The sequence below is a fragment of the Rossellomorea aquimaris genome, from assembly GCF_020172085.1.
Taxonomy (GTDB): Bacteria; Bacillota; Bacilli; order Bacillales; family Bacillaceae_B; genus Rossellomorea; species Rossellomorea aquimaris_E.
This window is the reverse complement of record NZ_JAIVAT010000003.1, coordinates 802,241-822,575: the sequence shown is the minus strand read 5'-3', so window position 1 is coordinate 822,575 and position 20,335 is coordinate 802,241. Positions and strand designations below refer to the sequence as shown.

Annotated in this window: 25 protein-coding genes; 4 read left to right on the top strand and 21 right to left on the bottom strand. The window is 43.4% G+C overall.

Annotated features, from left to right (window positions below; genetic code table 11):
- Window positions 1-2: 2 nt before the first annotated feature.
- From LCL96_RS04930 to spoIIM, 15 genes are all read right to left on the bottom strand, one after another.
- Window positions 3-1,481 carry a spore germination protein gene (locus tag LCL96_RS04930; RefSeq protein WP_224940320.1) on the bottom strand — a complete coding sequence of 493 codons (1,479 nt, stop codon included), beginning with the start codon at window positions 1,479-1,481 and terminating at the stop codon, window positions 3-5.
- Window positions 1,447-2,043 carry a stage V sporulation protein AE gene (locus LCL96_RS04925; protein ID WP_224940319.1) on the bottom strand — a complete coding sequence of 199 codons (597 nt, stop codon included), beginning with the start codon at window positions 2,041-2,043 and terminating at the stop codon, window positions 1,447-1,449. The genes LCL96_RS04930 and LCL96_RS04925 overlap by 35 nt, the downstream gene beginning before the upstream one ends.
- Window positions 2,044-2,065: 22 nt before the next feature.
- Complete coding sequence (locus LCL96_RS04920; RefSeq protein WP_224940318.1) at window positions 2,066-2,488, bottom strand: stage V sporulation protein AB; 423 nt, start codon at window positions 2,486-2,488, stop codon at window positions 2,066-2,068.
- Complete coding sequence (locus tag LCL96_RS04915) at window positions 2,478-3,098, bottom strand: stage V sporulation protein AA (protein ID WP_224940317.1); 621 nt, start codon at window positions 3,096-3,098, stop codon at window positions 2,478-2,480. The genes LCL96_RS04920 and LCL96_RS04915 overlap by 11 nt, the downstream gene beginning before the upstream one ends.
- A gap of 236 nt (window positions 3,099-3,334) precedes the next feature.
- Window positions 3,335-4,099, bottom strand: coding sequence for an RNA polymerase sporulation sigma factor SigF (gene sigF / locus LCL96_RS04910; protein WP_224940316.1), 765 nt, complete (start codon window positions 4,097-4,099; stop codon window positions 3,335-3,337).
- A gap of 12 nt (window positions 4,100-4,111) precedes the next feature.
- Window positions 4,112-4,555 carry an anti-sigma F factor gene (gene spoIIAB / locus LCL96_RS04905; protein ID WP_224940315.1) on the bottom strand — a complete coding sequence of 148 codons (444 nt, stop codon included), beginning with the start codon at window positions 4,553-4,555 and terminating at the stop codon, window positions 4,112-4,114.
- 1 nt (window position 4,556) lies between these two features.
- The gene (spoIIAA, locus tag LCL96_RS04900; protein WP_044340116.1) at window positions 4,557-4,907 is read right to left on the bottom strand and encodes an anti-sigma F factor antagonist; all 351 of its coding nucleotides are present in this window, start codon (window positions 4,905-4,907) and stop codon (window positions 4,557-4,559) included.
- Window positions 4,908-5,028: 121 nt separating this feature from the next.
- On the bottom strand, window positions 5,029-6,195 hold the full coding sequence (locus LCL96_RS04895; protein WP_224940314.1) for a D-alanyl-D-alanine carboxypeptidase family protein: 1,167 nt from the start codon (window positions 6,193-6,195) through the stop codon (window positions 5,029-5,031).
- Between the two features lie 472 nt (window positions 6,196-6,667).
- Complete coding sequence (locus LCL96_RS04890) at window positions 6,668-7,972, bottom strand: pyrimidine-nucleoside phosphorylase (RefSeq protein ID WP_224940313.1); 1,305 nt, start codon at window positions 7,970-7,972, stop codon at window positions 6,668-6,670.
- 31 nt (window positions 7,973-8,003) lie between these two features.
- The gene (locus LCL96_RS04885; RefSeq protein WP_224940312.1) at window positions 8,004-8,819 is read right to left on the bottom strand and encodes a purine-nucleoside phosphorylase; all 816 of its coding nucleotides are present in this window, start codon (window positions 8,817-8,819) and stop codon (window positions 8,004-8,006) included.
- An 86-nt stretch (window positions 8,820-8,905) separates the two neighbouring features.
- A complete protein-coding gene (gene deoB / locus LCL96_RS04880) occupies window positions 8,906-10,090 on the bottom strand; it encodes a phosphopentomutase (protein ID WP_224940311.1) in 1,185 nt (394 codons plus the stop codon).
- Between the two features lie 209 nt (window positions 10,091-10,299).
- Window positions 10,300-11,193, bottom strand: coding sequence for a site-specific tyrosine recombinase XerD (xerD, locus tag LCL96_RS04875; protein WP_224940310.1), 894 nt, complete (start codon window positions 11,191-11,193; stop codon window positions 10,300-10,302).
- Window positions 11,194-11,199: 6 nt separating this feature from the next.
- Window positions 11,200-11,427 (bottom strand): YqzK family protein, encoded by a 228-nt coding sequence (locus LCL96_RS04870; protein ID WP_224940309.1) that lies wholly within the window; start codon window positions 11,425-11,427, stop codon window positions 11,200-11,202.
- Between the two features lie 195 nt (window positions 11,428-11,622).
- A complete protein-coding gene (locus LCL96_RS04865) occupies window positions 11,623-12,081 on the bottom strand; it encodes a Fur family transcriptional regulator (protein WP_224940308.1) in 459 nt (152 codons plus the stop codon).
- A 111-nt stretch (window positions 12,082-12,192) separates the two neighbouring features.
- On the bottom strand, window positions 12,193-12,846 hold the full coding sequence (gene spoIIM / locus LCL96_RS04860) for a stage II sporulation protein M (RefSeq protein WP_224941297.1): 654 nt from the start codon (window positions 12,844-12,846) through the stop codon (window positions 12,193-12,195).
- 125 nt (window positions 12,847-12,971) lie between these two features.
- Between spoIIM and LCL96_RS04855 the strand changes: the two genes are divergently transcribed.
- Entirely contained in the window at window positions 12,972-13,553 is a 582-nt protein-coding gene (locus LCL96_RS04855) for a GNAT family N-acetyltransferase (protein ID WP_224940307.1), read from the top strand.
- 442 nt (window positions 13,554-13,995) lie between these two features.
- Here LCL96_RS04855 and LCL96_RS04850 read toward each other — a convergent pair whose 3' ends face one another.
- On the bottom strand, window positions 13,996-14,544 hold the full coding sequence (locus LCL96_RS04850; RefSeq protein ID WP_224941296.1) for an NUDIX hydrolase: 549 nt from the start codon (window positions 14,542-14,544) through the stop codon (window positions 13,996-13,998).
- Window positions 14,545-14,625: 81 nt separating this feature from the next.
- Between LCL96_RS04850 and mciZ the strand changes: the two genes are divergently transcribed.
- The gene (mciZ, locus tag LCL96_RS04845; RefSeq protein ID WP_224940306.1) at window positions 14,626-14,751 is read left to right on the top strand and encodes a Z-ring formation inhibitor MciZ; all 126 of its coding nucleotides are present in this window, start codon (window positions 14,626-14,628) and stop codon (window positions 14,749-14,751) included.
- A gap of 80 nt (window positions 14,752-14,831) precedes the next feature.
- Window positions 14,832-15,755: an aldo/keto reductase gene (locus LCL96_RS04840; protein ID WP_224940305.1), complete on the top strand. Its 924-nt coding sequence runs from the start codon at window positions 14,832-14,834 to the stop codon at window positions 15,753-15,755.
- A gap of 27 nt (window positions 15,756-15,782) precedes the next feature.
- Here LCL96_RS04840 and LCL96_RS04835 read toward each other — a convergent pair whose 3' ends face one another.
- From LCL96_RS04835 to LCL96_RS04815, 5 genes are all read right to left on the bottom strand, one after another.
- Window positions 15,783-16,331, bottom strand: coding sequence for a GrpB family protein (locus tag LCL96_RS04835; protein ID WP_224940304.1), 549 nt, complete (start codon window positions 16,329-16,331; stop codon window positions 15,783-15,785).
- A complete protein-coding gene (locus tag LCL96_RS04830) occupies window positions 16,310-16,540 on the bottom strand; it encodes a YqkE family protein (protein ID WP_224940303.1) in 231 nt (76 codons plus the stop codon). The genes LCL96_RS04835 and LCL96_RS04830 overlap by 22 nt, the downstream gene beginning before the upstream one ends.
- Window positions 16,541-16,655: 115 nt before the next feature.
- Window positions 16,656-17,318 carry a CoA transferase subunit B gene (locus LCL96_RS04825; RefSeq protein WP_224940302.1) on the bottom strand — a complete coding sequence of 221 codons (663 nt, stop codon included), beginning with the start codon at window positions 17,316-17,318 and terminating at the stop codon, window positions 16,656-16,658.
- 18 nt (window positions 17,319-17,336) lie between these two features.
- Window positions 17,337-18,029, bottom strand: coding sequence for a CoA transferase subunit A (locus LCL96_RS04820; RefSeq protein ID WP_224940301.1), 693 nt, complete (start codon window positions 18,027-18,029; stop codon window positions 17,337-17,339).
- A gap of 37 nt (window positions 18,030-18,066) precedes the next feature.
- Window positions 18,067-19,254, bottom strand: a complete 1,188-nt coding sequence (locus tag LCL96_RS04815; protein ID WP_224940300.1) for an acetyl-CoA C-acetyltransferase — start codon at window positions 19,252-19,254, stop codon at window positions 18,067-18,069.
- 173 nt (window positions 19,255-19,427) lie between these two features.
- On the opposite strand from LCL96_RS04815, the gene LCL96_RS04810 reads away from it, so the two are divergent.
- Entirely contained in the window at window positions 19,428-20,330 is a 903-nt protein-coding gene (locus LCL96_RS04810) for a hydroxymethylglutaryl-CoA lyase (RefSeq protein WP_412103524.1), read from the top strand.
- Window positions 20,331-20,335: the final 5 nt, after the last annotated feature.

The window sequence follows — 20,335 nt, the reverse complement described above, 5'->3', positions numbered from 1 at the left end:
TTCTAAGATTTCGCAGGCTGCTTGTATTTATTTCTTGGTTGAACGATGCTTGGCCGAATTTTTGACCCTGGTACCGATTTCCTGACCAGAATCTGCATAAATGCCTTCGGACTGAAAGGCAATAGCGGCCAAAGGTACGGTGTATTAAGAGATTTAATATTTGATACATACAGGATGAAAAGGGTACTTCCTATCATCAACCCTGGTATATGGAAGAATGCAACCGCCACCAGGAGGAGAAGTCTTGCCATCTTATTCGCTACACTTAATTCATAACTAGGAGTTGCAAACGTACCGATTGAAGCTACAGCTACATATAAGATTACTTCAGGCTGAAACAGCCCGACATCGATGGCAATTTGCCCGATTAATACAGCGGCGATTAAACCCATGGCAGTAGAAAGAGGGGTCGGAGTATGAATCGCCGCGATCCTGAACATTTCCACCCCCATATCAGCGATGAATAATTGCACGATGACAGGGATATTGGTTTGTTCTTGGGGACCGACATACTTTATCACTTCCGGAAGCAACGATGGGTCTAGAACAAACAAATACCATAATGGCAAAAGGAATAATGAAGCAAGTACCCCAACAAAGCGTGTCCATCTTACAAATGTACCGACCGCCGGAGACTGCCTGTATTCCTCAGCGTGCTGAAGGTGGTGAAAAAACGTTGTAGGTGTAATGATGACACTCGGGGATGTATCCACAAAAATCAAGACATGCCCCTCTAATAAATGGGTAGCCGCTACATCCGCCCTTTCCGTATATCTCACTAATGGATAGGGGTTATACCCCTGCTTCACCAGAAACTCTTCTACTGATTTATCTGCCATCGTCAGTCCATCGATTTTAATACTTTTTAATTCTTTTTTTATTACCTCGATTAAACTCGGGTTTGCCACATCATCAATATATGCAATCGATATATCCGTCTTGGATCTCTCCCCTATGCGGAAGATTTCGAACCGTAATCTTGGATCCCGGATTCTTCGTCTTGTCAGAGCGGTGTTGACAATAATATTCTCCACATATCCATCACGTGAACCGCGTACCACCTTTTCGGTATCGGGCTCTGACGGCTGCCTTCCAGGATAACTTCGCACATCTACGATCAAGGCTTCTTCATATCCTTCAACAAAGACGGCAATTAATCCGGAGAGCACTTCATCCACCGCTTCTTCGATCGTTTTAACCGGTTCTACGGATTGATGGACAAGTCGATTATGTACGATGTCATATAGTCGGCTTGTCGCCCTTTCATGGTCATTGATTTCAACAAGTTCTTCTACAATTTCGATGATATAGGATGCGTCGGTCAGTCCATTTATATAGTAAAAATGAACCCCTTTTTTCAAAATCATCAATTTCCGCACACCGATATCAAAACTTGTGTTCAGTCCAACGTGATTCTTCATGTAATCTTCTATGACTTTTAAATCCTTAGGAATCGGTGTTTCTTTCGTCTTTTGAGGCATGATACCCGCTCCTTTCTAAGATGATTTCCACTGCTTTCTTCGTGATGGGCGCACCTTGTGAATAATGATCCCGTTTAGCCATTTTACCAATATCTCCAATCCCCACAATCACAGGGACATCCAGTTCATCCAGGCAATATACGGTATCCCCCGTCAGTCTGCCTACGTCCATCTCAGGTACACCGAATTTATCCACCCCGTAAGGAGTCAAATCCCCAAATTTATCAATACATACATCCACTCTGGTCCATTCCGCCTGTCGTGTTTTACTTGCCACGGCGATGATTCCGAGAACGTCTATGTCAGAATGATTTGCAACATATTTCAGGGCACGTTCCCCAGCACCTTCCCCTATGAATCCACTATCATCAAACATCACAAAGACAGGGTCATTCTTTGCTCTTTTAATTAATTTGACGATTTCAGGTCCTGACAGCACAGAAGGATTCCCTTTAGAGCTTGAGATGCATCGTCCTCCGTACTCTTTGGCGACACATTCGATGGCACGTTTGGCGTATTCATCTCCGTCTGTAATCAGGATCACTTTCCTTTTGTTGTCCATATGAACCCCTGCCCCTTGCTATTTATTGATGAACCAAGTAGAGCCAATGAAATAATGAACCGAATATTTTCCCGAATACGATCGCCATGATGAGAATGACGATCTGGCCGTCTATGCCAATCCGCTTGGCCAGGATGGGAAACACATTCAATACTTCCGTCAACGCAGCAGCCAACAGCCCGATAAACACCCCGCTCGTAAGACCGATCGGAATCAGGACCAATGGAGAAAGGTGAAACGTATAATCATTCAGGCTGATGAATCCTCCAAAGAGGGCCCCTGTAATCACTGCCATTTCATAATAGTGAATCATTTTCATTGTTTTTGTCAGTTGTGTCAACCGAGGTATAATGCCCAATACCGTTAAAAAAGCGACAAACCCCGAGCCTACAGCAAGCCCACCAGCAAAACCGATAAATACGGTAATCAATACATTAATGGTCATCCAATTTCTTCTCACTTTCTTTATTTTCGTGCATGATGACATATTGGTCTAAATCCTGCTGGTAGTTAAACATTTCAACCTCTAGTGGGCTCGGCTCTTCATTAAGTCTTTTACGAAACACATGATTGAAGAACAAGATCATTCCAAGGCCCAAACCAAACGAATAAGGAACCTGGAACAATAATGGATGAGGGTCGACCCCTCCTGTTACAAAATGATACAGCCTTTGATGAACTTCTCTCATACTTACGTCTTCATGGAAATTCATAATGGCCAGGGCTGCACCGATGAATAATAATAACCAAACGCCAATGAATAATGGGAGAGAGACTTTCTTTTTCTCATAGATCACTTCAATGATGCTTTGTGTCGGCCCGATCGTTTGAATATCTAAATCTGGATGTTCCTTGCAAATTTCCCTAATGACTTTCATTACATCGACCACGATAATATTCTTATCAGAAGGAGTCACTTTATGGATCGGGATGTTTCTTATGTCTTCTACACTTTTTTCAGGTGCTATGATTTGAGCAAGCTGTCCAAGCTTGACCGTGCTCTCTTCCCTTACCTGCACACGATGACGTAAGCGTATATATAAACTTCCTTCCATCCAGTTCACTTCCCCGAAAACATAATTTTCCCTTCGTATCAATAGTATGGATAAACAAACATTAAATATGTAATCACTACCTGGGTGTTCAGATGAAATAAAGGGATCACAAAGAGAATTTGACGTAGCTTATAAGGATGGCGATACAAATAGTTGGAAACAATTTCAATCTCACGGTTGACAAAAAAAATAACCTTGTTGGTTCAAAAGGAATTGAACCAACAAGGTTATTTCGCCTATGACTCTGTATGCATATGATCTTTCATCGTCTGTAATATCTTCTTCTCAAGCCTCGATACCTGCACTTGTGAAATACCCAGTCGGTCTGCTACTTCGGATTGGGTCTGGTCTTTGTAATACCTCAAATACACAATTAAGCGCTCCCGATCATCCAATTCACGGATGGCTTCTTTCAAGGCGATTTTGTCAAACCATTTGTTATCCGTATTATCAGCGATCTGATCCAACAGCGTAATGGGATCTCCATCATTTTCATACACGGTTTCATGAATCGATGAAGGGGCACGACTCGCTTCCTGGGCCATGATCACTTCTTCTACGGAATATTCCAGATGCTCGGCAAGCTCACTCACGGTTGGGACCCTGCCGAATTTCTTGGAGAGCTCATCCTTCGCTTTACGAATTTTATTCCCCATTTCTTTCAGGGACCTGCTCACCTTCACTGTTCCATCATCCCGGATGAAACGCTGGATCTCTCCGATAATCATGGGAACAGCATACGTCGAAAACTTGACATCGTAGCTTAAATCGAACTTATCCACTGATTTCAGCAACCCGATACTGCCTATCTGAAAGAGATCATCCGGCTCATAGCCACGATTCAGAAACCGTTGGACGACGGACCATACCAAGCGCATGTTCTTTTGGACAATCAGGTCCCTTGCGCTCTGGTCACCATCCTGGCTCTTCTTGATTAGCTCTTTCACCTCGTGATCTTTCAAAAAGGTCTGTTCCTTTTCATTTTTCACTTCGACATCCATGGGCACGACTCCTTAATTGCATAGCGCTTTACTATTGGTCAAGTGCTTCTTCAATCTAACCGTGGTGCCTGTACCTGGGTGAGATGACACTTCAATTTCATCCATGAAATTCTCCATGATGGTAAATCCCATACCGGAACGCTCAAGCTCTGGTTTGGAGGTGAAAAGCGGCTGGCGTGCCTCTTCTACGTCGCCAATCCCGATCCCTTCATCACGAATGGTCATATCGATATAACCATCCTCCTCCATAATCACAGAAATATATACCGTCCCATTAGGCCTGTTTTCATAACCGTGAATGATGGCATTGGTTACGGCTTCCGAAACGACGGTCTTGATTTCGGTTAATTCATCCATGGTCGGGTCCAGCTGGGCAATAAATGACGCAACCGTCACGCGGGCAAAGGATTCATTTTGGCTTAACGAACTGAATTGAATGTTCATTTCATTTCTCATATTATGCGACCCCCAATCTTTGTAATGCATTTTCTTCAGACGGTTCAAGACGAATGATCTTAAACAACCCTGACATTTCAAATAATCGGTTTACAGAAGGGGAAATCGCACATACCACCATTTCTCCATGCTTTTGTTTGATTTGCTTGTATCGACCCAGGATTACTCCCAAACCTGAACTATCCATAAAGCTCAATTCTTCTAAATTCAAAATGATATGCTTCACATTCTCACTTTCAATCAGATTCGAAGCTTTTTCCCTAAGCTCATCAGCAGTATGATGATCCAACTCACCACTTAAACGGACACACAATACATCTTTTTTGACTTCTAAGTTAATAGCAAGACTCACTATCAGAAAGCCTCCTTCTCTGTCGTATAGTGAGTCATTTCGCTATTCTTTTATCAAATTCCTTCTCCGTGACAAAACTAGAAGGAATTCGTCATATTTTGAGGTTATTTTCAATCGTTCACTACTTTCCTACTTTCGTGAACAGACCAAAAGATCTCTTATATAATCCCCACCAGCCTGCCTCACTTACATCTCTCTTGGCCACAAGGGTGCTTTCCACTACTTTTTTCCCTTTATTCGTCACGACGAGCGTCCCGACTTTGTCTCCTTTTTTGATAGGGGCTTTCAAGTCTTTTGAAAGGGTGATCTTTTGTTTGATCCCATCCAGCTTTTCCCCTTTCTGCGTCAGAAGGGAGATTGGCTCATCCGTCACGGCCTCCACCCTATTTTCCTTCCCTTTTGAAAGCTTCACCTCTGCCAGGGAATCCCCTTTCTTGAAGAGAGGTTTGGTTGCATACTGATTGAAGGCATAATCCAGCATTTTACTGACCTCATTGTTCCGCTCCTTTGGTGTAGGGGCACCGAACACCACCGCAATCACTCTCATATTGTCTTTCTTTGCCGTTGCTGTCAGACAATACTTCGCTTCATTCGTGAAGCCCGTTTTCAATCCGTCTACTCCGTCATAGAAGCGGACTAACTTATTGGTATTCACTAGCCAGAATTTTTTATCCGACCCTTCGCGTAAATACGATTCGTAGCTTCCGGTGAATTTTGTGATCCCTTCGTATTTCAGAAGTTCCTTGGCCATCATGGACATATCATGTGCCGAACTGTAATGATCTTTCGAAGGCAGACCTGTAGGGTTTTTGAAATGAGTCTCTTTTAACCCTAATTCTTTTGCCTTTTTGTTCATCTTCTCAACAAAGGCTTCTTCACTGCCCGCGATATACTCTGCCATGGCTACTGATGCATCATTGGCCGATCCTATGGCGATTCCCTTCAACATCTCTTCAACAGACATGCTTTCACCAGGCTCGAGGAAAATTTGTGATCCTCCCATCGACGCAGCATATTCACTTGCACGAACTTTGTCATCCCACTTTATTTGACCTTTTTCAAGTGCTTCCATGATCAGGGTCATCGTCATGATTTTCGTCATGGACGCTGGTGCCAGTTTTTCATGGCTATTCTTTTCGTAAAGCACCGATCCTGTATCACGCTCAATCAATATCGCTGATTTTGCCACATCAGCCAATTCAGATTTATTCTCCTGGGCAAATCCCGTCGCAGGAAAAAGAAAAGCTGTCAAAACAAATGTCACTACTATATACGCTAAACGGTTCATCCAACTGTCCTCCAATCAAAATCTCGTTAAAATTCAATACTCATAGATCCATTTTTTCCAACTGCATCATTTTTATACAATCATTGGTAAAAAAGTGGGCGAGAAAAAGCGAAGCATGTGGAGATTGTAAGGCTGATTTGTTTTTATCAAGAGGTACGATTAAGTTGAATCTGAGAATTTATTATATTGCTTGAGGATTGGACTTTGAACGTCCTTTGATGCCGCATGCATAATGAAAAGAAATTGCTTTATTTGTTAATTGCGTTGTTTTCTATCTTGATTCCGTCATTTTTTAATTTATTGCGTCGTTTCAATCACGAATTGCGTCATTTTTACAACTATTGCGTCAATTCCACCCTTAATTGCGTTTTAATGTAAAAAATAGAAATCCCACACCCATTATTCCAAATAAAAAAAGCCTCTGCCGAAGAGAAATAATCCTCTCGGCAAAGGCCTCGATCAAAATGATGAATCACCCTGTGATTTCAGTATGAATCAACGTAGGTGCTTCTACATGTTCATCTGTCACTTTAATGCTTTCATATAACTTTTCTTTCACATTGTCGATGTTTTCGTCATTACTGTAAATGGTTGCAAGCGATTCACCGGCTTTGACGGCATCTCCGATCTTTTTACGAAGCTCCAGTCCTACTGCCAGGTCAATGACAGAATCCTTCGTCGCGCGTCCTGCACCCAACCACATGGCAGCCGTTCCGACAGCATCGGCCACAATTTCAGACACATAGCCATCCTGTTTCGCTTCAAGCTCGATTTTGTACTTTGCTTGTGGAAGCTTGGATGGTTCATCCACTACGGTAGGATCTCCACCTTGTGATTCAAGGAATACCTTGAAGTTCTCAAGAGCCGATCCGTCTTCGATGGCTTTTTGTAATAACGCTCTTGCTTCTTCTAAAGTCGAGGCTTTCTCCGCAAGGAATACCATATGGCTTCCAAGAGTAAGACAAAGTTCTGTTAAATCTTCCGGACCTTCTCCTTTTAACGTATCGATCGCTTCCTTCACTTCAAGCGCGTTCCCGATGGCGTATCCAAGAGGCTGGCTCATATCGGAAATGACCGCCATCGTTTTTCTTCCAACATTGTTTCCGATGTTCACCATTGCTGTAGCAAGGTCCTTCGAATCGTCCAGCGTCTTCATGAAGGCACCTGCACCGGTCTTGACATCAAGGACGATCGCATCTGCACCTGCTGCGATTTTTTTACTCATAATTGAGCTTGCAATTAAGGGAATGCTGTTGACCGTTGCTGTTACATCACGCAATGAGTAAAGTTTTTTATCAGCAGGGGTCAAGTTCCCGCTTTGGCCAATGACCGCCAATTTATTCTTATTCACCAAGCGGATGAACTCATCGTTTTCGATTTCTACGTGAAATCCTTCTACAGATTCAAGCTTGTCGATGGTTCCTCCAGTGTGCCCCAGTCCTCTTCCGCTCATTTTCGCAACAGGAACACCGACGGATGCCACGAGTGGTCCAAGTACAAGTGTGGTTGTATCACCAACACCGCCTGTGGAGTGCTTATCCACTTTAATGCCTTCAATGGCAGATAAATCAATTTGGTCGCCTGATTCTACCATCGCCATCGTTAAGTCTGCACGTTCTCTATCGCTCATATCTTTGAAGAAAATAGCCATTGTAAGGGCACTTACCTGATAATCAGGGATCGTTCCATCTGTATAACCTTCCACGATGAACTTGATTTCTTCAGTAGACAATTCTTTTCCTTCACGCTTTTTCTCAATTAAGTCAACCATTCTCATTGTTTTCACCCACTCTTGTAAATTTCAATTATTATAAAGATTTCACGATTTCTTTTACATATGAAAGGAAGTTAGCACGTACCATTTCCGTTGTTTCCATGACTTCATCATGTGAAAGAGGTTGATCAAGGATTCCAGCTGCCATATTTGAAATGCATGAAATTCCTAGTACCTTGATTCCAGCATGACGAGCCACGATGACTTCTGGTACAGTTGACATCCCTACTGCGTCACCGCCAAGGGTACGGGCAAGGCGAACTTCAGCAGGTGTTTCATACGTAGGACCGGTATTTCCTACATAGACACCTTCCTGTACTTCAATGGATAGTTTCCCAGCGATTTCTTTCGCTTTTTGACGAAGTTCTTTACAATATGCTTCTGACATATCAGGGAATCTCGGCCCTAAGCGGGAGTCATTCGCTCCAATGAGAGGATTGCCTCCCATATTGTTGATATGATCTGAAATGAGCATCAAGTCCCCTGCCTGGAAGCTTTCGTTTACTCCGCCGGCTGCATTCGTCACAATCAGAACTTCCACTCCTAATTCTTTCATGACGCGAACCGGGAATGTCACTTTATCGAATCCATACCCTTCATAGTAATGAAAGCGACCTTGCATAGCGACGACTTCCTGTCCGGATAATTGTCCGAACACCAGCTGCCCTGCATGTCCTGCCACAGTGGAAACAGGGAAATCAGGAATTTCTTTATAAGGAATTTTCACAGCGTTTTGGATTTCATCTGCAAGAACACCTAGTCCAGATCCAAGGATCAATCCGACCTTCGGCTGACCTGTGTATTGATTTTTCAAGTGATTGGCTGCATTTTGAATGTTTTCGTAATTCATCTTCATTACTCCTTTTCAACGTAAAGAGGAGGAAATGAGCCCTGGCTTTCAGCTTCTTCCCTCTCCTGTTTTATTTTTTCTATCACTTATTTCAATTGTGTTAAGAAGCTTTTACCGAATTTCGGCATGGTCACATTAAAGTTATCAGCAACTGTTGCCCCGATATCTGCGAATGTTTCAGAGATAGGCAGTTCTTTCCCTTCTTCAAAACGCTTTGAATAAACGAGAAGGGGAACGTACTCTCTAGTGTGATCCGTACCTGGAGCAGTCGGATCGTTCCCGTGATCGGCTGTAATCATAAGAAGATCATCTTCCGTCATTTTCTCAAACACTTCAGGCAGTCGTGCATCAAACTCTTCTAGCGCTTTTCCATATCCTTCTGGATCGCGACGATGTCCGTATAATGCATCAAAATCAACAAGATTTAGGAAGCTTAAGCCTGTGAAATCTTGATCGAATGATTGAATGAGTCCATCCATACCGTGCATATTATGCTTTGTACGAATCGATTCAGTCACTCCTTCTCCATTGAAAATATCTGATATTTTACCAATGGCGATCACGTCGAATCCGGAATCCTTCAGTTCATTCATTACGGTACGGTTAAAAGGTTTCAACGCGTAGTCATGACGATTGGAAGTTCGTTTAAACGCACCCGGTTCTCCGACAAATGGACGAGCGATTACACGACCTACGAGATATTCCTCTTCTTTCGTGATTTCACGGGCTATCTCACAGATCCTGTATTGTTCCTCAATCGGAATGATGTCTTCATGAGCAGCAATCTGCAGGACAGGGTCAGCTGACGTATAGACAATTAACGCCCCTGTTTCCATATGTTCTTTACCCAACTCTTCGATGATTTCAGTTCCACTCGCAGGCTTGTTTCCAATAATCGTTCTGCCTGTTTCTGCCTCAAGTCTTTGGATTAATTTTTCAGGGAACCCATCTGGGTACGTTTTGAACGGTTTATCGATATTCAGACCCATAATTTCCCAATGTCCAGTCATTGTATCTTTCCCGACTGAAGCCTCCTGCATTTTTGTAAAGTAAGCAAGGGGCTTTACTGCCTTTTCGATGCCCTTTATTTCTTCAATGTTTGAAAGTCCCAGTTTTCCGATATTCGGCATGTTCAACCCGTTCATATGGTCAGCAATGTGACCGAGCGTGTCCGCCCCCTTGTCGTTGAATAGATCAGCGTCCGGCGCTTCACCAATACCGACAGAATCCATTACAATCAAGTGAACTCGTTTGTATGTATAGTTACTCATTCACGTAAACCTCCTATATATTGATCCTTTTTTAAAAAAGCGGTTACATTTTCGACCTTCAATCGTATCTTACCCTTAACTGCTTTGAAGCAATCGACAGGATTTAACGTCAGAAGTCTGACATCTATATTCTACTTTTCCCTTTTAAAAAAAACAAGAGAGATCCCTTAAAGAATCGTAATTTCTTTATGGGATCTCCCTATCTTCTATTATGCTCTAGGATGAAATTGTGAATAAACATCCTTTAATCGTGTTTTCGTCACATGTGTATAGATTTGAGTGGTAGAAATGTCTGCATGACCAAGCATTTCCTGTACTGCCCGCAGATCTGCCCCATTCTCAAGTAAATGAGTGGCGAAAGAATGGCGAAGTGTATGAGGCGTCAAATCTTTCTCGATATTGGCTTTCTTGGCAAGTGCCTTTAAATTCTTCCAGAAGCCTTGCCTTGTAAGACCTTTACCATGATGATTCAGGAACAAATGATCATCACGGTGTTTCTTGCTCCGTAATTTCAGCCGGGCATCCCCCAAATATTTCTCCAGAACATTCATGGCCGTCTGTCCGATCGGGATGATCCGCTCTTTGTTTCCTTTCCCGATGCACCGTACAAATCCCATCGTCAAATGGACATCATCCAACTTCAGCTGGATGAGCTCACTTACCCGTATCCCTGTCGCATAAAGGATTTCAAGCATGGCTTTATCCCTCATCCCTAAAGGGGTCGATTCTTCAGGTGCTTCAAGTAAAGCCTCCACTTCGGCGATACTTAAAATCTTAGGAAGTGTCCTTTCGGTTTTCGGCGTCTCAATATGTACAGTAGGATCCTGTTCCGTCGCCTTTTCCCTCAAGAGGAACTGATGAAAGGATCGGATGGATGCTACATGCCGTGCGACGGTTTTCGAGGACTTCCCCTGGTTTTTCAGATGACCGAGAAACTGGAGGATATTCACCCTTGAAACGGCGTTCAGTTCAGCCACTTCCTCAACCTTCGTTAAATATAGCGCATAATTCTTTAAATCTCGCTGATACGAATCGATCGTATTCTTGGCAAGCCCTTTTTCTACAATTAAAAAGTGCATGAAATCTTGTATATGGTCTTCCACACTGCATTACTCCCCGTTCATATAGAAAAATAATAATCGGTCATACCAATGGTTTTCTTCATCTGTCACGGAAGAATATACTTTTACTGCTGCTCCCTCGGGCTCATCATATCTGTGATAGCCTTCGTATTCTTCACTTATCCACATGATACCATAGTAGAACAAAATCGTTGATCCCGTAAATAATATAAATACCTTTATGGTCTGCCATACCAATTGAACCCCTTTAAACATCCTGTCGTCCTCCATATTCGCTGGTACTAACGCTTATTAATACAAGCTATGACGGTTTTCAAGCGTTTTATACCTAATGGAATCAGAAACTGTAAAAAATTCTATATGGGTATGAAAAAAAGCCTTAAAGAATATGTATGGGATGCTTCCAATTAAGAAACAACACAGAGGTCTTTAAGGCTTTCGGGCTTCATCTTATTCTTCATGGTCCTCTTCTTTATCCTGGCATCTGGAACAAATGCCGTGAAAGGTGAGTCGGTGATCTTTTATTTTAAACTTCCAGTCTCTTTCAACAATCGCTTCTACATCTTCTAAGAGATCTTCTTGAATTTCATCAACCGCTCCACATTCAATGCACACCAAATGGTGATGGAAGTGGGCTGCCCCTTCTTGCCTGAGATCATAGCGTGATACACCATCGCCAAAATTGATCTTATCCACAATTTTTAGTTCAGACAGCAATTCCAATGTACGATATACGGTTGCCAGTCCAATTTCCGGAGATTTTTCCTTAACGAGGAGGTATACATCTTCGGCGCTGAGGTGATCTTCTTCATGTTCTAGTAACACGCGTACCGTTGCTTCCCGCTGTGGCGTAAGCTTATAGCTGGCAGAATGAAGCTGTTTTTTTATTCGTTCAATGCGGCTTTCCATAGTCCTCTCCTCCCTCGTCAATGTCTTTACTATTATATCAAAAAGGGAGGAATAAGCAAAATAAAATTATTATAATTAACTAATTGAAATGATTATCATTTAATAATAACTTTATTTTATTCTGGATATGACAGCTTCCATTAAATTAGGAGAGAGATAGGCTTCGATGCTTGCGGCGACAGTAACAATCGCGATGGCCATCACCATGAAAATAACATACCTGGATAAGAACGGGATCATCTGGAATTGCATGGACGATGTTTGCCTCATAAAGATCTTTCGGATCAATGTAAGGGAGAAACTTGCGCTGATCGCCCCGATGAAGATGAATGCAGGAATGATGATAATATTCTGCGGCAGCACACTGACAAATGATAATAAAAATCCGCTCCATCCCATTTGATTCACTAAGAACCCGACTGAAAAACCGACCACGACACCTTTCATAAATAACAAGACGAAGATGAGCGGAAGTCCGATGATCGAGATTCCGAGCAGCCACATCAAGCCGAGATACTTCACATTATGAAGGAAGCTCTGACGGAAAAGCTCTTCTGCCGACGTCATACTCCCATCTTCCATTTCACTGAAAAACTTACTCAAATAGAAATACAGGTCCTCTTTTTGGGCAAATGACAGGGAATTAACGACAATGGCACCAAAAATGATCCCCATTAAAAACAATGTAATGATAAATAAATAGATTGAGGAATGTGTTTGTACATGTTGGACGAGTGGATTTGAATTTGATATTTTTTTACGCATCACAGTGCTCCTCCTAGATATCGATTACTAATCTATATGTAAGGCGGGACACGTTTATTCTATTCTATTGAACTTCCATACAGATAAACGTATAATCATAGAAACCTGTATTGGAGGAAGAAAATATGAATTCACCCAACTTAATCGAATTTCCCACAAGGATTGAAACTTCACGCCTTTATATCCGGCCGTGTATGCCTGGTGACGGGCCAGACGTTTTCAAGGCGATTTCTGAATCAAGGAACGAATTAAAGCCGTGGCTTCCCTTTGCGCGGAAGGAACAAACCCTTGAAGAGGTGGAGGCCGGGGTCCGGGATTCTTATGCTGAATTCATTAAAAAGGCCGACATCCGACTACATATTTACCTCAAAGAAACGGATGAATTCATCGGGTCCACCGGGTTACACCGCATCGATTGGGATGTGCCTAAAGTGGAAATCGGGTACTGGCTACATACCAAGCATACGAAAAAAGGATATATCGTGGAAGCCGTGAAAGCGCTGACCCGTTTCGCCCTGCATGATCTTTCCTGCAAGCGGGTGGAGATTCGCTGCGATGAGAGGAATACTGCTTCGCGGAGGGTGCCTGAGCGGCTGGGGTTCAAGCATGAGGGGATTTTAAGGCATGATCATCTTGATGAGAACGGGATCGATGGACGTGATACATGTGTGTACTCTCTTATTCCTGATGATCTCATTGAGATTTGATATCTGCAAATATTCAGGCCGGTTTTTGACTGGCCTGGGTGTGGTGGATGCTGCATATTTGGGGGATTGAGGATATGACAGTGCTTGTGAATATCTGATTAATCTCTCTCTTTCTTAAAATTTGTCATTTTATTTGTATTTGAAGTAAAAAACAGTTATTTAAGGGCTTTTATCAGACGAGTATAGAAGATTGATAGAGTTATGCTTTTATGTGAGGGGTAAGTTGCTCCTAAATAGCCGTGTAGGAAGTCTTAATTGCGTCGTTATACTATTTATTGCGTCATTTTCCATATTAATTGCGTCATTATTTAATTATTTGCGTCAAAACCAGGCGTATTTGCGTCGTTTTTTTATTTTTTGCGTCATTTACCATTTTAAACCATTTCCACTCAAAAGCCAGACCCCTTCTCAAACGGAGCCTGACTTCCAATACCATTCCCTCTTATCTCATCAGCTTCTGAAATTGCAGATACTGAACCGCATAAGCCGTTTTCGCATCATATATTCTTTGTTCCTTGATTAGCTGCAGTGCTTCCTCTACTGTCACTTCAATCAACTCAACAAATTCATCTTCATCCGTTTCTTTAGGTTCCTGAATCGGGTAAATATCGTGAGCGACATACAAATGAACCAGCTCATCAGCAAACCCTGGAGACGTGTAAAACGAAATCAGATGCTCCAGTTGCTCACAGCCATATCCCGTTTCTTCCTCCAACTCTCGTATGGCGGTTTTATCCGGCTCTTCCCCCGGCTCAAGTTTTCCTGCCGGTATCTCGACGATGGATTTCTCCAGCGCTTTCCGATACTGCTCCACCATCACCATTTTCCCTTCCGGTGTTAACGCTATAACCGCCACAGCCCCGGGATGCTTGATCAGTTCCCGCTTAGATGTCTTCCCATTTGGAAGCTCTACTTCATCCACCTGTAGATCAATGATTTTTCCTTGATAGATCGTTTCTGTTGTGATTGTTTTTTCTTCGAATTTTCTCATCATTCAACTCTCCTTGTTCTTTCATTGACCTTGTCCTCATACATTTTACCATATCCCATCTGAGGATCGAGGTGAAAACCCTTGAAGGTGATTGCTGAAAAAGACCGGATCATTCTTGTAGGCAAAGCATGGGAAATCAAGGCAAAGTTGAAGCAATACAGTCAACATTTCTCCACAGTGAAGGAATGGATTGAATCCAATCGTTGATTCCGTTCGTTTTCTTTGTTTATTCGTCCCCACTTTCGTTAATATAATAGAGAAGTGCTAATCCCGAAAGGACGGATACAATGGAAAAAAGACAAATTGGAAACTCCGATTTACATGTATCAAAGATGGGACTTGGTTGCATGTCCCTTGGCACCGAAGAGAGAGCTGCCAAAGAAATTGTGCACCACGCTATAGAGAATGGAATCAACTATCTTGATACTGCTGATTTATATGACTTTGGTCAAAACGAAGAAATGGTCGGAAAAGCCATACATGAAGTCCGGGACGACATCATCCTGGCCACAAAAGTGGGGAACCGCTGGAATGATGTGAAGGATGGCTGGCGTTGGGACCCTTCCAAGTCCTATATCAAGACGGCCGTGAAGGACAGCTTATCACGCCTTAACGTGGATTATATCTACCTTTATCAGCTACACGGTGGTACAATTGAAGATCACTTTGAAGAAACAATTGAGGCATTTGAAGAATTAAAGACAGAAGGACTTATACGCTATTATGGCATTTCTTCCATTCGGCCGAATGTCATTAAGCGTTTCTTGCGTTCAGCCTCCATTGAGAGCGTGATGATGCAGTACAGCTTACTCGATCGCCGCCCGGAAGAATGGATGGACCTTCTGGATGAAAATAAAGTGAGTATCGTGGCCAGGGGGCCGTTGGCAAAAGGTCTTCTTTCTGAAAAGATGCTTGCCAAAGCTTCTGCAAAAATGAAAGAGAATGGCTATCTGGACTATTCTTATCAAGAGCTTCAAGAAACAATCGAGTCCATTCATAGGAAATTGGGAGACAATCGTTCCATGAATGAACTGGCCCTTCAATACAACCTCTCCCACGATACGGTGGCTGCCGTGATCCCGGGGGCAAGTTCTGTTCAACAGCTCCAGGAGAATATCGATGCTGTTACTTCAGCGCCTTTATCCTCTGAAGAGCTTGAGATGCTTAAACAATTAACAAAATTATCACGGTATGAACAGCACAGAGATTGAATGAAAAAATAAGCGGATCAGGGATTCTTACTTCCCTGCCCGCTTATTTTTTTCATACCAATTCAACGCTTTTCGCTCCAAGTCCTTTACAAATTGGTCTTTCCCATGGATATATCCTTCTATATCATGTGGAAATTTCTTCGCAAGACTTGATTTTAGTTCACCATATCGTCGTGCTTCTCCGTCATGTTCTCTTAAATAATCGCGGAATGCCAAGTGCCTGATCACATGTTGTATTCCATAAGGGAAAATATGAAGATGTACAGCTCTGTCATTCCCTTCTCCCTTATAGAAAAAGCGGCGGTTAGGGATGCCGTTCTCCCCTTTCCCCACGAAATCCAGTTGATTGAATTCTTTTATCCGGTCGTCAATGCTTTCCAAACCAGGAACTTCAATTAATATGTCTATGATTGGTTTAGCGGCTAAACCGGGTACAGAAGTGGAACCTATATGGTGGATGGTTGCGTCAGGAAGAAGGTTACTCAGACTCCGTTTCTCTTTTTCAAATTTCGTTTTCCAGTCACCTTGATGAGGTACTACGTTTACATCTCTCATTAATCTTTGAAATTCTTCCAATTCATATTGCTTTCATTTAACAGCTCTTCAAAGCTCTTATTTTTCTCGCGCTGTTTTTTCTCTTCTATTTTCCTGAGGCGCTCTTCTTCCTTTTTCACCGACTCTACTTTTTCAAGCTCTGCTTTCTTTTCTTTTAATTGTTCGAAGAGGTCTCCGCTGATTGAGTTCTTTAGCGTCAACTCTGCTTCTTGTTTCTTTTTCTTGGACATGTGTGATTCCCCCCATCTGTCATAGTTATAAATCTTTTTATGATTTTAGTCAAAAGCAAGGCTCAAAAAAAGCCGGTTAAAAGGGTTATACACCCCTCCTAACCGGCTTTTTGCATCAAAAGGCTTCGAGTTTCACATCTTCCCCGATGATCAGTTTGGCATCGGTGGATGATTGAATATCTTCCACCGAGAAACCGTTCGCTACTTCTCGAAGAAGAAGCCCTTCATCCGTTACATCCATCACGGCGCGATCCGTGATGATGCGGTCCACGACACCTTTACCCGTCAAAGGCAATGTGCATTCTTTCAGGATCTTGCTTTCACCCGCTTTATTGACATGTTCCATGATGACGATGATTCGCTGGGCCCCGTGGACGAGATCCATCGCTCCTCCCATTCCTTTGATCATCTTACCAGGGATCATCCAGTTGGCAAGGTCTCCATTTTCGGCTACTTCCATCCCACCGAGGATGGCGATATTAATATGCCCGCCTCGAATCATCCCGAATGATTCTGAGCTGTCAAAGTAAGAGGATCCTGGAATTGCCGTAACGGTCTCTTTTCCTGCGTTGATCAGGTCTGCATCGACTTCATCTTCCACTGGATAAGGGCCGATTCCAAGTAAGCCATTTTCAGATTGAAGGACAACCTGTTTGTTTTCTGTTATATAGTTGGCTACCAGTGTAGGCATCCCGATTCCTAAGTTCACGTAGAAACCATCTTCGATTTCCTTTTCTGCTCTTCTTGCAATTCTTTCACGCATTTTGGCACGATCCATCCTGTTCCACTCTCCCTTCTATGCTTGTTTCACTGTTCTTCTTTCAATGCGTTTTTCCTGATCTGCCTGAATCAACCGCTGCACATAGATGCTTGGTGTATGCACTTCATTCGGGTTAATGCCCCCGATTTCAACAAGCTCTTCTACTTCAGCAATCGTCACTTTCCCCGCTGCCGCGATCATCGGGTTAAAATTTTGCGCCGTTTTGTTATAAATCAGATTCCCCATCTTGTCGGCCTTCCACGCCCGTACCAGGGAGAAGTCTGCCGTATAGGCTTCTTCCAGTAAATATTCTTTTCCATTAAAAGTGCGGGTTTCCTTCCCTTCCGCTACAGGAGTCCCGACTCCTGCAGGCGTGTAGAATGCAGGGATCCCTGCTCCCCCTGCACGGATTTTCTCAGCAAGCGTCCCTTGGGGAACCAGTTCCACCTCAAGCTCTCCAGATAAAACCTGCCTTTCAAATTCTTTGTTTTCCCCTACATAGGAGCCTATCATTTTATCAATCTGTTTATTTTTCAGTAATAACCCCAAGCCCCAATCGTCTACCCCACAGTTATTTGAGATGACGGTCAGGTTTTTCACACCTTTTTCTACAAGGGCAAGAATGAGCTTTTCAGGGATTCCGCACAGACCGAATCCTCCGACCATTAAAGTGGCGCCATCGTGGATGTCTGCCACGGCTTCGTCATATGAAGTATATACTTCTTTCATTATTTTCCCTCCTCGAATCTATCTCTTCAGACCTTATTTATTTGTGCAGCTCTACGACGGTTGCAACCCCTTGTCCCCCACCGATGCATAGGGTAGCGAGTCCGTTCTCTACGCCCCGCTTCTTCATTTCATGAATCAGCGTCACGAGGATACGCGTTCCACTTGCTCCAATTGGATGGCCGAGGGCAATGGCTCCTCCATTCACATTCAGGGCATCCTTTTTGAACTGAAGTTCTTTATCTACGGCCAGTGATTGGGCAGCAAATGCTTCATTCGCTTCAATCAGGTCGATATCTTCCATTGTCAGTCTGGTCTTTTCCAACACTTTCTTTACTGCGGCAACAGGTCCAATTCCCATGACACTCGGATCGACCCCGGCATTGGCGTTCCCTTTAATCGTAACGAGAGGCGTGATGCCCAGCTCGTCTGCTTTCTTCTTGGACATGACGACAACAGCAGCGGCTCCATCATTGATGCCCGATGCATTACCGGCTGTCACAGAGCCTTCTTTTTTGAAGGCAGCCCGAAGGCCAGACAACTTCTCCGCCGTTGACCCTTTACGTGGGAACTCATCCTGACTGAACACGAGCGCATCCCCTTTTCGTTGCGGGATAGAAACCGGAACGATCTCATCATCAAATCGGCCGGATTCAATGGCAGCAGCCGCTTTTTGCTGACTCCATGCAGCGAATTCGTCCTGTTCTTCTCTTGTCAGAGAGTAACGGTCACATAGATTCTCTGCCGTCACACCCATATGATAATCATTAAAGGCACACCATAAGCCGTCTGATATCATACTGTCGACGACTTTCTGGTCTCCCATTTTGTATCCTTCTCTTGCTCCTTTCAATAAATAAGGAGCCTGACTCATATTTTCCATTCCACCTGCAACGATGATATCTGCATCCCCTGCGAGGATTGCCTGTGTCGCTAGATGAACCGTTTTTAATCCTGATCCACATACTTTATTAATTGTCATGGCAGGTACTTGCTCAGGAAGTCCCGCTTTGATGGATGCTTGACGGGCGGGATTTTGACCCAAGCCTGCCTGCAACACATTCCCCATGATCACTTCATCCACATCACTACCATTTAAACCAGCCTTTTCAAGGGCATCTTTAATCACAATCGCTCCAAGTTCCGGAGCGGAAATACCTTTTAAAGATCCGTTAAAGCTTCCGATGGCTGTACGTACTGCACTCACAATGACAACTTCATTCGACATCTTTCTTCCTCCCTTTCTCTTCTGACTGATGTGCTTGCCTATTCATTACCTTCTGAAAACAGTTCCACTTTAACTCATTCTATGTAAGCGGTTAAATTCCTCTAAATTTGTCAAAAAATTTTTATATTGATTTACATGTCGAAATTTTCTTAAAATGAAGAGGAAGGAGTGAAATGATGAAATTACCTAAAAAAGCTACCATTATCGAAGTCGGTCCGAGAGACGGCTTACAAAATGAGAAGAATTTTGTCCCGACTGACGTAAAAAAAGAGTTTATCTATCGTTTGAAGCAAGCAGGAATCAAGGAAATGGAGCTGACTTCCTTTGTTTCTCCCAAATGGGTTCCACAAATGCAGGATGCCAGTGAAATTGTCGATTCCTGTATGACCATGGATTCACGAGACTTCGTTCTCGCCCCTAATAAGAAGGGGATGGAGCGTGTGTTTGAAACAAGCTGCCGTTCTGTTGCCGTATTTGTCGGTGTCAGCGATTCTTTCAATCAGAAAAACATCAACAAAACGACAGAGGAAGCCCTTGAAGGCTTAAAACCTCTCCTTACAGAATTGAAGGAACGGGGTTATTTCGTGCGAGCCTGCATCTCAACCGCTTTCTACTGCCCATATGTAGGAAAGATCCCACCGAAGGATACGCTTGCCCTTTGCAAAAAATTTGTGGCTATGGGAGTGGATGAATTGAGCGTTGCCGATACGATCGGCCGGGCGAATCCATCCGAAGCCTATCATCTCTTCACGTTATTAAAGCAGGAATTACCACATACATTACTGACCGCTCATTTCCATGACACCCGTAAGATGGCCCTTGCGAATATCCTGGCATCCCTGCAGGCGGGGATCGACCGCTTTGACACAAGTGCCGGCGGACTCGGCGGATGTCCTTTCGCACCTGGGGCGACCGGAAATGTTGCAACAGAGGATGTTGTGTATATGCTCGAAGAAATGGGGATTTCCACAGGGGTTGACCTTGAGAAGCTCGCTGCTGCCATCGAGGTCGTTGAGTCCTTTGTCAGCCGCCCCATTGAAAGCGGTTACTATCGCCTGCACGAATTGAACCAGTAATGCAT